This is a genomic window from Algoriphagus sp. PAP.12, from assembly GCF_026652115.1.
Classification (GTDB): domain Bacteria; phylum Bacteroidota; class Bacteroidia; order Cytophagales; family Cyclobacteriaceae; genus Algoriphagus.
On sequence record NZ_JAPPSQ010000030.1, the window covers coordinates 1 to 12,766 of the forward strand.

Genomic DNA, 12,766 nt, shown 5'->3' on the forward strand with positions numbered 1-12,766 from the left:
CCTTCAGACCGGGTTTTAAGATTTCATATTTTATCTTTCTGAATTTATCTTCTTCCCATTCCAGGCATCATTTTGCCCATGGCAGCTTTGGCACCGCCCATTTTATTCATCTGCTTCATCAGCTTACGCATATCAGCAAATTGTTTCATCAGGTTGTTCACCTCTGTGATATTTCTACCGGAACCAGTTGCGATTCTCTTTCTTCTGCTTCCATCGATGACATCTGGATTTTGACGCTCATGAGGAGTCATACTTCTGATGATTGCTTCGATAGGCTTGAATGAATCATCATCGATATCCAACCCTTTCATGGCTTTGCCCATTCCCGGAATCATTCCCATCAAATCCTTGATGTTACCCATTTTCTTCACCTGCTCCAGTTGAGAAAGGAAATCATCAAAGTTGAAGCTGTTCTGACGGATTTTGGCATTGATTCTTTTTGCTTCATCCTCATCAAAGGATTGCTGCGCTCTTTCTACCAAAGAGATCACATCCCCCATGCCGAGGATTCTCTGAGCCATACGATCTGGGTGGAAAACGTCCAAGTTCTCCATCTTTTCACCAGTCGAAATAAACTTGATCGGCTTGTTGACAACGTGGCGGATGGAAATAGCAGCACCACCACGGGTATCACCATCCAACTTCGTCAATACAACCCCATCGAAATTCAATCGCTCATCAAAGGTCTTGGCAGTATTCACTGCATCCTGACCCGTCATGGAATCCACGACGAACAAAGTTTCTGAAGGATTCAAAGCTTTTTTCAAAGCCTCGATCTCATTCATCATCTGCTCATCCACAGCCAAACGACCTGCAGTATCGACGATTACTGTCTTCTTACCGGTCTTCTTCGCATAGGCAATCGCATTGTTTGCAATCTCAAGCGCATTCTTGTTTTCTGGCTCAGCATAAACCTCCACTCCGATTTGTTCACCCAAAACTTTCAACTGGTCAATCGCAGCTGGACGGTAAATATCACAAGCAACCAACAAAACCTGACGACCTTGTTTTTTCAAGAAGCTACCCAATTTCCCTGTAAAGGTCGTTTTACCCGAACCTTGCAAACCGGAAATCAAGATTACAGCAGGATCTCCACTCAGTTTGATATCCACTTTGGAGCCTCCCATGAGTTTGGTTAACTCCTCTTGGGTAATTTTCACCAACAACTGACCTGGAGAAACAGAGATCAATACATCTCTACCCAAGGCTTCATTCTTGATGGTATCGGTGACTTCCTTAGCTACTTTATAGTTAACGTCAGCATCAATTAAGGCTCTTCTGATCTCCTTAACAGTGGTTGCAACGTTGATTTCGGTGATTTTCCCGGTTCCTTTCAGGGTTTTGAAAGCCCGGTCCAGTTTCAAACTTAAATTATCAAACATGTGGTTTATCCGCTATTTGCTGCAAAAGTAATGATTTTCATTCCTAACCGAAAACCTAAATGATCCTAATCCAAAGGGTATTTGCCTTTTAATTCCTAATTTGCACACTTTCTGTATATCCTAAGAAAATCACCTTACATGCAGCTGAATTTTCAAAAACAAATCTTACCGCACCTGATTGGTGTCGGCATTTTCTACCTTCTTATCGTCTTTTATTTTTCTCCCATGGTTTTTGATGGGAAAGTGCTCTTCCAGGGAGACATTCTCCAATGGGAAGGTTCTGCCACAGAAGTCTTGAATTATCGTGCCGAAACCGGCGATCAATTGCTTTGGACCAACTCCACGTTTGGAGGAATGCCTGCCTATTTCGTTTCGCTGGAATTCCCCGGTGACATCACCAATACCCTGATCAAAACCCTGACTTTGGGGCTCCCTCACCCTGTAAGTGGACTTTTCTTCGGAATGGTGGGAATGTATATTCTCCTGTTGAGTTTTAGGGTTAGGCCATTATTGGCAATCGTTGGATCCATTGCATTTGCATTCAACACCTTCAATTTGCTTTCCTTGGAAGCAGGCCATAATGCCAAAATCTGGGCTGTTTGCCTTATTCCTATCATTTTGGCGGGGATTCATTTGGCTTTTGAGAAAAAACGAATTCTCGGCACAGCCTTGCTGGCTTTGGGTTTGCTACTTCAACTCAAATTCAACCACCTTCAAATCACTTATTATACTCTGATCATTTCGGTAATTTATGTAATAGTAAGATTGGTATTTGATTGGAAAAAAGATGGGCTTCCAGAAATCGGAAAAACTTTGGGATTCTTGGTGATTGGGGCAATTTTAGCAGTGGGAGGAAATATCGGAAGGTTAGCAACAGCATTGGAATACAGTCCTTACTCAACCCGTGGAAAGGCAACCATAGAAACAGCTTCAGCTGGTCTGGATAGAGAATATGCCTTCTCTTGGTCCAATGGGAAACTGGAAACCATGACCTTGTTGGTACCAGACTTTTATGGAGGAGGAAGCAGTACTCCTTTGCCTAAAAACTCAGCTTCTGAAAAGGCTTTAAGAGCCAATGGAATCGATCCCGGTCAAATCAACGGTTTTGTAAAAGGAGCTCCAACCTATTGGGGAGAACAAACCTTTACCGGCGGCCCGATGTATGGAGGCGTGATTTTAGTATTCTTGGCAATTTTGGGAATATGGGCAGCACCAAAGGAAAGCCTTTACACTTTCGGGGCAGTTATCGTCTTATTCATTATACTGAGCTGGGGAAAGCATTTCGGTTGGTTCAACTACCTTCTTTTCGACATTTTGCCTGGTTACAATAAATTCCGGGCAGTCTCCATGGCTTTGGGAATCACCCTATTTGCCATTCCAATTTTGGGAATGATTTCTTTGGAAAGATTGATCCAAAAAGAAGATTTAAAACCCTTATACATCGCAGGAGGAATTGTAGGGGGCTTGGTTCTTTTATTGGCAGTAGCATCAGGAGCCTTTTTGAGATTCGAAAGTCCGAATGACGTCAATATGCCAGATTGGTTGGCAACTGCTATGCAAACAGACAGAAAAGCAATGCTTTCAGCTTCAGCTTGGAAAAGTTTTGGCTTTCTGGCAGCTTCTTTTGTGCTGATCTACTTCCGACTTAAAAATAAGATCAGTGATATTATCCTAGGTTCCGGCCTTATTGCATTGGTAGGGTTAGACTTGTGGACAATCAATAGACAGTACCTTCACAGCGATTCTTTCCAAGCCAATCCTGGCAGAGAGTTTTTCGCAGAAACTCCTGCTGAAAAAGAAATAGGCTCGGATCCTGGATACTTCAGAGTTCTTAGCCTGACTGAATCTATTACCAATGGAGCCAGAACCTCCTATCGATTCCATAGTTTGGGAGGATACAATGGAGCCAAGCTAAGAAGATATCAAGACTTGATCGAATATCAGATTCAGCCAGAAATTCAGGATTTTATTGGCAAAGCTCAGGAAGGTAATTTTGATTGGAATGGAATCGGTGTGATCAATATGCTCAACACCAAATACATGATTGCAGGGCAAGATGCCAATGCGGTTTTCCAAAACCCTGAGGCAAATGGCCCAGCTTGGATTCCATCTACAATCGTTCCTGTAACTTCCAATGAAGAAGAAATTCAGAAAGTAGGTGAAATAGACACCAAGACTCAAGCGACAGTTAATACAGAAGAATTTGGATCTATTTCAGCAGGTTTAGGCCAAATTACCTTAACTGCAACTGAAGCTGACAAAATCACTTATCAGGCCGAAATGGATCAAGGCGGTCTGGTTGTATTCTCTGAAATATTTTACCCAATTGGCTGGATAGCAACCATCGATGGTCAGGAAGCAGACATCATCAGAACAGATTATCTTTTGAGAGGATTGAGTGTTCCGGTGGGAAGCCATGAAATTGTCTTTACCTTTGCTCCGTCCAGTTACTATGCAACCAAGACTCCAATGATCATTTTCCAATATTTGATCGTGCTATCCTTGATCGGGGGAGTCTATTTCAGCTGGAAAAAAGAAAATTAAAAGTATCCGCATTGAATCATTCTGAAGATAAGGAGTTTAACTAAATGCGGATACTGGTCCATAGACTACAGCCTATAGTCCACAGAAGTAAAAAACCTCCAATTCAAATTGGAGACAATTAATCAAGAATTAAATACTAAAATATAATCCCTAGTAATTATGAAAATTCAGGAAAATGCCGTTGTTGGATTGACCTATGAATTGAAAGTCAGCAAAATCGAAGATGACATCGAGTCAGTGCCATTTGAGGCAGAAGTGAGAGATGAAGATGATCCATTCTATTTCTTGTTTGGAAATAGCGGATTGCCGGAAAAATTCGAAGAATTGATGGCTGGAAAGTCCGTTGGAGATTCGTTTTCCTTCGTTTTGAAAGTTGAGGAAGCTTATGGAGAAGCTGATGATGAATTGTTGGTTTCTCTTCCAAAAAGTCAATTTTCCAAAGAAAACGGGTTTAACCCAGAAATGCTTCAAGAAGGAAACTTCCTTCCTTTGATGGATGAAGATGGCTATTCCATGCAAGCGAAAGTGTTGAAGGACTTGGGAGAAAATGTATTGTTGGACTTCAACCATCCCTTAGTTGGTTTTGATTTACATTTCGATGGAAAAGTAATCGAAGTCAGAGAAGCTACCCAAGAAGAAATGGAACATGGACATGTTCATGGCGAACATGGAGCACACGAATAAATTCTAAAAGCTTAATTCAGAAAGCTAAAAAAGCGAAGTCAATTCCCAGATGGGTATTTGACTTCGCTTTTTTTGTGCAGTTGCTTAACAATAGAAATGGGCAAAAGGACCATTCCTATTCAAAATTTTAATTTTTTTATACTAGCGTATTACATCAGTTTTAAGCATTTTCCAAGTTTAAAACTATAGGGCTAAAAAGCAGGATTGAAAATCCAAGCCTGCAAAAATCCATCTTCGGTTATCCAGCTTCCAGCCTACATATCAAAGGAATTTAGGATGGGAGTTCGAATGCAGATAGTTATCCTAATTAATCACTATCTCATCTGTGAAAATAAAGGCTCTTTGCGAATTGATAGCTTTCACGTTGATATAGCGAGCTTTTTCACCGCCAAGACTTCCTGTAAAATCTTTAAAGATCAATTCCTTCTCCTCTTTTGGAATATCATTTTCGATGGAAAGAACCTGATGGAAATTCTCCCCATCAGAGGACAAGGAAACCTCCACAGCACCAGGCATCAAGATTCCAGGCCCACTCAACTGCATAAATGTGGCTGAGAATGAGTTCAACTCTTGCACCACTCCCATATCAATCGTCACATCAATATCATTGGTGAATCCCTGCCATTTGCCATCGTGATGCGTATCTCCTCCACGGAGCCCATCAGTCATACTTCCCGCATCTCCTGCCGGATATGCACCATTCCAAGGTTTGTAATAGGTCACTGGCTTCCCAATTGCTTTGTGATAATCAACCTGACGAGTCAGATAAGGCTCCAAAGCTTTTCCATCATCAAAAACAGCTGCAGTCACCAAAGCACTTCCTTTGACAAAAAACTCACCTTCGTATTTGGGAGACTCTAAGGAAGGAATGGAACCATCCAAAGTATAATGGATCTCTGGATTGCTCAATTCACTGTCCAATGTGATTCCAATCTGCTGATTTTCTTCATCCACATTCATAAAAGGAATCAATTCCTTGGTCACCTCATAGGAATAGTTGACCCCCAATGCATCCAATCTTTTCAATTGGGATTGAAGCCTCACTTTGAAAGATTCCCAATCGTGAACCTCCGGTGTGGACCAAGCCCTTTCGGCCAAAGCCAGCATTTTGGGAAAGATAATCGCATCTGCCAAAGCCTCCGAAGGAACGGTCTCTGACCAAAGAGCAGCTTGCATTCCCTGGATCAAATTAGCTTTCTCCTCGGGGTATTTATTCCCATAAAGCGGAAGATGGTAAATCGGATACATCTTGGCATCCAAGCGGGAGAAATAAAGTGGATTCCCAGGCACCAAAATCATCGGATTGCCATTAGCAGCGATCTTCTCAGGTACAGCCGCAGCCCAACTTCTCCAATACATTACATAAACAGAAGGGTCTAAACCTGCATTCAGGGCATCATCCCAAACAATCACTTCTTTCCCCTTGGATTTCAAGAAGTCAGTGACTCTCTCAACAAAATAAGTCTGCAACTCTTCTACATCGTCCAAACCTTCTCTTTTCATCAAGTCTTGGGACTCTTTGGAACTTTCCCAGGTTGATTTCTCTACCTCATCCGCACCGATATGAATGAATTTGGAAGGAAAAACATCCATCACTTCCGTCAACACATTTTCTACAAACGTGTAGACTTCTTCTTTTCCGGGACAAAGAGGGGTCGAAAACACTTTTCCCCAACCGGCACTATTTGTACAGGCTAGTTCTGGATAAACCTGAATCGCAGCCATCATATGTCCCGGCATATCGATCTCAGGAATAATTTCTATATGGCGAGATTGGGCATAAGCAACTAATTCACGAAGTTCTTCCTGAGTATAAAAACCTCCGTATTGAGTTTGACCATCAACTTCTCTTAAATGTTTTTCCTCAAAATTAAATCGAGGATCTTCAACGGCCTTTTCCATACAGACAGAGTCCTGATTGTTGAAAGTTCTCCAGGCACTTTTTTCTGTCAATTCCGGATATTGCTTGATCTCCATTCTCCAACCCTGATCATCCGTCAGGTGAAGGTGAAACTTGTTCATCTTATACAAAGCCAAAAGATCCACATAGCGATGCAAGTATTCGATGGAAAAGAAATGTCTCGAAACGTCCAAATGCATCCCTCTCCATTCCAAAGTAGGTTGATCTTCGATTTTTACAGTGGGAATCAAAATTTCACCTGAGGTCTTATTGCCTTCCAAGTCTGCCGGAAGCAATTGTCTGAACGTCTCCAATGCATAAAACATCCCTGTAGCATCACCTGCTTTTAGCGAAGCCTTATCCGAATCAATATCCAACTGATAGGCTCCGGCAGGCTGAATCTGTGAATCAAAAATCAATTCGATTTCAGTTCCTTTTCCATCTTCTGAAATTTTGGAATCCAAAGCGTGCTCAAGCGTGATCTGAAGGAATTCGACTTCATTAGAAAACTTACCTTCATCCTTTAAAACCAGTTTGGAGGATGGACTCAGTGTAAAGCTTCCATTCTGAACCTCCATTTTTGCAGGAGCAGGAATGATAGAAATAGATGGATTAGAAACTGGGGTACTGCAAGCTGTCCAAAACAACACAGCCAACAATAAAATAGATGAGTACTTCAAGAGATTAGGATAATTTTTGAATCACAAAGATAGAAATGCAAAAAGAATCTCTTTCAACCACATATCAAAGGGCAAAAGCCCTAATTATTCAAGTTTTAAGATTTAAAACCCATCACCTTCTCCTCGTCCCACTGCAGGTATACCCGATCACCGATTTGATATTTTCGGCTGGGATCATCGACTTCCCACACATCCCCACCATTTTTCAGCTTAATTCTTAAGGAATTGTAATGCACCAAATATCTGGAATCAAGCACATGTCCCAACAACCCTCCTTTGGTTCGAATCTTTACATCATTTGGCCTGAGAAAGGAATTGATCCGATCGGGGATCAGATTGATTGGAGAAAAAAGTCTAGCTACATAGCGTGTTTTAGGACCTTCACAAAGGTCCTGAGAATTCCCTTTTTGGATGGTTTTTCCTTTTTGCAAAATCAAAACCTGATCCGTCAGGCGAAGCGCATCATCCAAATCATGGGTCACAAAAACAACAGTGGTATCCATCGCTTTAAGCAAATCCCCCAATTCAGAAATCAATTGATGTTTTTGGATGGTATCTAAAGATGAAAAGGGTTCATCCAATAAAAGAACCTCAGGTTCAATCGCCAAAGCAGTGGCAATGGCCACTTTCTGTTGCTGGCCTCCTGAAAGTTGTCTTGGAAACCTATCTCTGAAATCCAACAATCCAAACTGTCTCAACAAAGTCTCCACCCTGCTTTTGGTGTATTCTTTTTCGTAGTGAAGCAAGGGCCTTGCGATATTTTCAGCCACTGTACTATTGGGATAGAGCTGATAATCCTGATGAATCAATTTGATCTCATCGTATCCTGCAACCAGCTTCTTTTTCGGATTAAGGATTTGATTTCCATTAAGCCAAACCTCCCCTTCATCCTGGGTTTCCAAACCAGCCATAATCCGAAGCAAAGTAGACTTCCCTGAACCACTTTCGCCAACAATGGATATAAACTCTCCCTCCTCCAATTCTAATGAGAATTGATGCAAGGCTGGTTTGTTTTGGTAAGATTTACTGAGCTTTTTGAGGGAATAAAAAGTCATGGGCGAATTTCGGCTTGAAGCTTTTTGGGTAAGGAGGCAAAGATCAGTTCATAAGATTGATCTGCCAAATCCAAAATCAGTTGATCCGGCACATTTCCCAAAACAGATACCGAATTCCATAATTTTTTATTCATATGATAGCCTGGAGTGATCCCCGGATAGCGCTCTCTCAATTCCTCAGAGTATTCTGGATCACTCTTCAAGTTGATATATTCAAACACTTCCATGTCGGTGATCGAAAAGATCTTTCCTCCCACTCGAAAACAAAGCGTCTTCTCATCAAAAGGAGTGTCTTCAGTCACTCCCGTTTTGGCTAGGCAATAATCACGAAAATATTCGAGAGTCATTTATCGATAGGATTTGTACATAAATCTAAACAAGATAAAATTCTTCTTTCAATTTCAATACTTCTTCCACCACTCTGAACTAGTTGGGGTTGCCAAGGATTGCAATTCTCCGATTTGAGGAATGATATAGTCCAATTGAAGTTCTGATGCTTTTTCTATAAATCCTTCCACTGGTTCAGTCCAATGATGAGGCGCCAAGGTAAATCCTGCCCAGTGAATCGGCATGGCCAAATTCACACCTGCATCAGTTGCTGCTTGGACACTTTCATCAGGAAACATGTGAATTTGCCTCCACAATTCATTGTATTGCCCACATTCCATAAAGCCGAAATCAAAACCTCCGAACTTATCACCGATTTCTTTGAAATGAGGCCCGTATCCTCCATCTCCACTTACCCATATCGTTTCCTTTTGGCCTTGAAAAACCCAACCGCCCCAAAGGGATTGAGCCCGGTCTCTCAGCCCTCTACCGGAAAAATGCCTGGAAGGCGTAAATGTCACTTTAATCCCATCCAATTCCTGATTTCCCCACCAATCCAATTCTGTAATCAACTTTTCATCAATTCCCCACCGAATCAAATGCCTTTTTACTCCCAAAGCCACAATATACTTTTTGACTTTTCCCTTCAACCTCAAAATACTGCTCAGGTCCAAGTGATCGTAATGATCATGGGTCATCACTATCAAATCAATTTCAGGGAAGTCATCAATGAGATCCAAAGAACCCTCTGAAAATCGAGAAGTTCGAATCGGTCCTATTGGTGAACTATCAGGTCCCAGCATTGGATCTATCAGAATCGTCTTTCCATCCAATCTCATCAGCATGACCGAATGACCATACCAAACGAATTTCATTTGCTCCGAATGCGCCAAAAACTCCTCTTTTTGAAAAGGAAGAATAGGAATGGGTGATTTAGGTATTCTCTCTGCTCTTCCTTTGAGTTGCTGCCTGATCAATTTGGGGTAATCCCTCAAACCGATATCCATCGTTGTCTCTTGCAGATTTTGAAATTTACCTTTATTCCAGTTAGGGGATTTTTCGTATTGCTCTAAAAGCTGAGGAGTGATCTTACCTCCAAATTGTTTGAATGACATCTGAAAATCTTTAATCCACTTGGGAAGATTGTACTGCACATTAAACCCAAATCCAAGAAATCAAGTTTCCAAAAGATCAATTAAAATCTTCTCAAGTCCTCTTTTGAAAAAATTTTCATTTCACTTTTTCAATAAAACCTATTTAATTTTTAATTCATTTTCATTTGAACTAAAAAGGCTTAAATTCAAGGAATTAGAAACAATCACCTTCTATGACAATTGGTCTTTTGAAAGAATCCGGTGATGAAAACCGGGTTGCATTACTTCCTGAAAGTGTAAAAAATCTTATTGCTCTCAAAGTCACCATTTGGGTTGAATCCAAAGCCGGCGAAAAGGCATTTGCATCAGACGCAGATTATGAATCTGCAGGGGCCAAAATTTGTAACAGAGCGGAAACACTTCAAGCTGATTTGATTTTAGGAATCCAGCTACCTGCTGACTCTGAAATTGACTCTCTTGGTGAAAACAAAGTTCTGATTTGTCTGTTCCAACCTCTTTCAAACAAAGCCCTAGTCGACACTTTCCTACAAAAAGGAATCACCGCCTTTTCGATGGACAATGTCCCCCGTACCACCAGAGCACAAGCTATGGACGTCCTATCTTCTATGGCTACAGTGTCTGGGTACAAGGCCGTTTTACTGGCAGCAAGTCATTCTCCTAGATTCTTTCCCATGTTTATGACTGCAGCTGGCAGCATCATCCCCTCCAAAGTTTTGGTTTTGGGGGCCGGTGTAGCCGGGCTTCAGGCAATTGCTACTGCCAGAAGATTAGGTGCAGTGGTGGAGGCATTTGACGTGAGAGCTGCTGCTGAAGAGGAAGTGAAAAGTTTGGGAGCCAAATTCGTCAAAGTAGAAGGTGCCCAAGACGACAAAGGAGCAGGTGGATATGCGGTAGAACAAACCGAAGAATACAAGGCTAAGCAGCAAGCACTGATCCAAGAGCATGCAAAAAAATCCAATATCATCATCTGCACTGCCCAGATTCCCGGCAGGAAAGCTCCAGTCCTAATCACAAAAGACACTGTCACAAATATGGCTCCTGGATCCGTTATAGTGGACTTGGCTGCCAGTACAGGAGGAAACTGTGAATTGACCGAAAACAATCAGGTTTGCTTGAAAGAAGGAGTATCTATCATAGGAGACTCCAATCTACCTTCCAGCATGCCTATGGATGCTAGTAAAATGTACGGCAAAAATATGGTCAATTTCCTGAAATTAATCATTGGCCCAGAAGGAGAATTAAATCTAAACTGGGAAGATGATATCGTTCTAAACACCTGTGTAACCCATCAAGGTCTAGTCCAAAGCAGCCGTGTTAAATCCATTCTATACCCACCAGAAACTGCCTAATTATGGAAGAAATTTTAAGTCTTTTTTACGAAAACCGAGAATTCATTTTCCTGATAATCGTGTCAGTCTTTTTGGGAATTGAAGTTATTTCCAATGTCCCTGCCGTATTGCATACGCCGCTGATGTCAGGTGCAAATGCCATCCATGGTGTGGTGATTATCGGTTCGATTATTATCATGCTTCAGGCAGACCCTACAAACTATTACGCATTGATTTTGGGCTTTATAGCCGTGGTTTTAGGGACACTCAACGTGGTCGGAGGATTTGTAGTGACCAACCGTATGCTGGAAATGTTTAAAAAGAAATCGAAGTAATCCCATGACAGAACTTTTAGGACTCAGCATTCTCGAGCTTTGCTACATCGTTGCTTCGATCACCTTCATCTTGGGTTTAAAAATGCTTTCTAGCCCCGACAAAGCACGAAAAGGGAATCTTATCGCAGGTTATGGAATGGGCTTAGCCATCTTCGCTACCATCTTTTTCAAAGAAGAACTTACTCCTGATAAATGGCTCAACTATTCATTGATATTAGGCGGGTTGATTGTCGGAACAGTCATAGGAACCCGAATGGCTCTCAAAGTAAAAATGACTGCGATGCCCCAAATGGTTTCCTTTTTCAATGGAATGGGAGGAGCTTGTGCAGCAGTGATTTCTTTGGTAGAGTTTGACCATTTGAGGCATAATTCAAATCCTGAGACTGGAATGCTAATCGTTATTCTTTTGGGATTGATAATAGGCTCAGTTTCTTTCTCAGGTTCCATGATTGCATATGGAAAACTGGAAGGAAAGATCAATGACAAAGCCCTTCCAGGCGGCCAAATCATCAATATCCTACTTCTTCTGGCATTATTTGGACTGGCCATATGGATGAGTTTTACCGGTAATCTGAGTCCCGCTTTGCTTTATATTTTATTGGGAATCTCTTTGCTCTACGGTGTCTTATTTGTAATGCCAATCGGAGGTGCGGATATGCCTGTGGTTATTTCTCTTTTGAACAGTTTCACGGGAATGGCCGCAGCTTTTGGAGGTTTTCTTTATGGAAATCAGGCAATGTTGACTGGAGGGATTTTGGTTGGATCCGCGGGTACTATTTTGACAGTCTTGATGTGTACTGCTATGAACAGATCATTAACCAATGTGATCATCGGATCATTTGGAGGCGGTAGTTCATCTTCCGAAAAATCAGGAGAGCAGGGTACAGCTAAGGAAATCTCTGTTACCGACGCGGCAATCCTACTTGCTTATGCCAATAAAGTCAGTGTAGTCCCAGGCTACGGATTAGCAGTGGCACAAGCTCAGCACACCATTCATAATTTGGAGAAAATACTCGAAGAGAAGGGTGTTGAAATGAATTATGCAATCCACCCAGTGGCTGGTCGGATGCCCGGACACATGAATGTCCTTTTAGCGGAAGCTGATGTCCCTTATCCAAAATTACTAGAAATGGAAGATGCCAATGAGGACATGAGCAGTACCGATGTGGTTTTGGTGATTGGTGCAAATGACGTGGTGAATCCTGCTGCAGAAACAGATGCGGGCAGCCCAATCTATGGAATGCCCGTCATCAAAGTTTGGAATGCCAAAAACATCATTGTCCTTAAAAGATCCATGGGAAAAGGCTACGCAGGAATAGAAAATGAATTATTCTTCCATGACAAAAACCGAATGCTTTTTGGAGATGCAAAAGACTCTTTGGAGAAATTGATAGCTGAAGTCAAAAACCTTTAAGT

Annotated in this window: 10 protein-coding genes; 5 read left to right on the top strand and 5 right to left on the bottom strand. The window is 41.7% G+C overall.

The annotated features are described in order from the left end of the window. Nucleotides 1-44 precede the first annotated feature (44 nt). Nucleotides 45-1,382: a signal recognition particle protein gene (ffh, locus tag O0V13_RS20315; protein ID WP_268036856.1), complete on the bottom strand. Its 1,338-nt coding sequence runs from the start codon at nt 1,380-1,382 to the stop codon at nt 45-47. Between the two features lie 138 nt (nt 1,383-1,520). Here ffh and O0V13_RS20320 point away from each other — a divergent pair, with 138 nt between their 5' ends. Together O0V13_RS20320 and O0V13_RS20325 are read left to right on the top strand one after the other, a co-directional pair. After that, entirely contained in the window at nt 1,521-3,926 is a 2,406-nt protein-coding gene (locus tag O0V13_RS20320) for a hypothetical protein (RefSeq protein ID WP_268036857.1), read from the top strand. A 159-nt stretch (nt 3,927-4,085) separates the two neighbouring features. After that, complete coding sequence (locus tag O0V13_RS20325) at nt 4,086-4,610, top strand: FKBP-type peptidyl-prolyl cis-trans isomerase (RefSeq protein ID WP_268036858.1); 525 nt, start codon at nt 4,086-4,088, stop codon at nt 4,608-4,610. Between the two features lie 303 nt (nt 4,611-4,913). Here the strand turns inward: O0V13_RS20325 and O0V13_RS20330 are convergent, their stop codons facing one another. From O0V13_RS20330 to O0V13_RS20345, 4 genes are all read right to left on the bottom strand, one after another. Beyond that, a complete protein-coding gene (locus O0V13_RS20330; RefSeq protein ID WP_268036859.1) occupies nt 4,914-7,190 on the bottom strand; it encodes a glycoside hydrolase family 20 protein in 2,277 nt (758 codons plus the stop codon). A gap of 95 nt (nt 7,191-7,285) precedes the next feature. After that, the gene (locus O0V13_RS20335; protein WP_268036860.1) at nt 7,286-8,245 is read right to left on the bottom strand and encodes an ABC transporter ATP-binding protein; all 960 of its coding nucleotides are present in this window, start codon (nt 8,243-8,245) and stop codon (nt 7,286-7,288) included. Further along, nucleotides 8,242-8,592 carry an MmcQ/YjbR family DNA-binding protein gene (locus O0V13_RS20340; protein WP_268036861.1) on the bottom strand — a complete coding sequence of 117 codons (351 nt, stop codon included), beginning with the start codon at nt 8,590-8,592 and terminating at the stop codon, nt 8,242-8,244. The genes O0V13_RS20335 and O0V13_RS20340 overlap by 4 nt, the downstream gene beginning before the upstream one ends. Nucleotides 8,593-8,646: 54 nt before the next feature. Beyond that, complete coding sequence (locus O0V13_RS20345) at nt 8,647-9,687, bottom strand: MBL fold metallo-hydrolase (protein ID WP_268036862.1); 1,041 nt, start codon at nt 9,685-9,687, stop codon at nt 8,647-8,649. A gap of 212 nt (nt 9,688-9,899) precedes the next feature. On the opposite strand from O0V13_RS20345, the gene O0V13_RS20350 reads away from it, so the two are divergent. From O0V13_RS20350 to O0V13_RS20360, 3 genes are read left to right on the top strand one after another with little or no spacing between them, the layout of a single operon-like run. Continuing rightward, the gene (locus O0V13_RS20350) at nt 9,900-11,036 is read left to right on the top strand and encodes a Re/Si-specific NAD(P)(+) transhydrogenase subunit alpha (RefSeq protein ID WP_268036863.1); all 1,137 of its coding nucleotides are present in this window, start codon (nt 9,900-9,902) and stop codon (nt 11,034-11,036) included. Nucleotides 11,037-11,038: 2 nt separating this feature from the next. Next, nucleotides 11,039-11,350, top strand: coding sequence for an NAD(P) transhydrogenase subunit alpha (locus O0V13_RS20355; protein WP_268036864.1), 312 nt, complete (start codon nt 11,039-11,041; stop codon nt 11,348-11,350). A gap of 4 nt (nt 11,351-11,354) precedes the next feature. Beyond that, nucleotides 11,355-12,764 carry an NAD(P)(+) transhydrogenase (Re/Si-specific) subunit beta gene (locus tag O0V13_RS20360; RefSeq protein ID WP_268036865.1) on the top strand — a complete coding sequence of 470 codons (1,410 nt, stop codon included), beginning with the start codon at nt 11,355-11,357 and terminating at the stop codon, nt 12,762-12,764. The last annotated feature ends 2 nt before the right edge of the window (nt 12,765-12,766 follow it).

What these genes read in the sequence shown, in the direction of transcription:
- ffh (WP_268036856.1), bottom strand. Translation starts at nt 1,382, where the DNA reads ATGTTTGATAATTTAAGTTTGAAACTGGACCGGGCTTTCAAAACCCTG.
- O0V13_RS20320 (WP_268036857.1), top strand. Translation starts at nt 1,521, where the DNA reads ATGCAGCTGAATTTTCAAAAACAAATCTTACCGCACCTGATTGGTGTC.
- O0V13_RS20325 (WP_268036858.1), top strand. Translation starts at nt 4,086, where the DNA reads ATGAAAATTCAGGAAAATGCCGTTGTTGGATTGACCTATGAATTGAAA.
- O0V13_RS20335 (WP_268036860.1), bottom strand. Translation starts at nt 8,245, where the DNA reads ATGACTTTTTATTCCCTCAAAAAGCTCAGTAAATCTTACCAAAACAAA.
- O0V13_RS20340 (WP_268036861.1), bottom strand. Translation starts at nt 8,592, where the DNA reads ATGACTCTCGAATATTTTCGTGATTATTGCCTAGCCAAAACGGGAGTG.
- O0V13_RS20345 (WP_268036862.1), bottom strand. Translation starts at nt 9,687, where the DNA reads ATGTCATTCAAACAATTTGGAGGTAAGATCACTCCTCAGCTTTTAGAG.
- O0V13_RS20350 (WP_268036863.1), top strand. Translation starts at nt 9,900, where the DNA reads ATGACAATTGGTCTTTTGAAAGAATCCGGTGATGAAAACCGGGTTGCA.
- O0V13_RS20355 (WP_268036864.1), top strand. Translation starts at nt 11,039, where the DNA reads ATGGAAGAAATTTTAAGTCTTTTTTACGAAAACCGAGAATTCATTTTC.
- O0V13_RS20360 (WP_268036865.1), top strand. Translation starts at nt 11,355, where the DNA reads ATGACAGAACTTTTAGGACTCAGCATTCTCGAGCTTTGCTACATCGTT.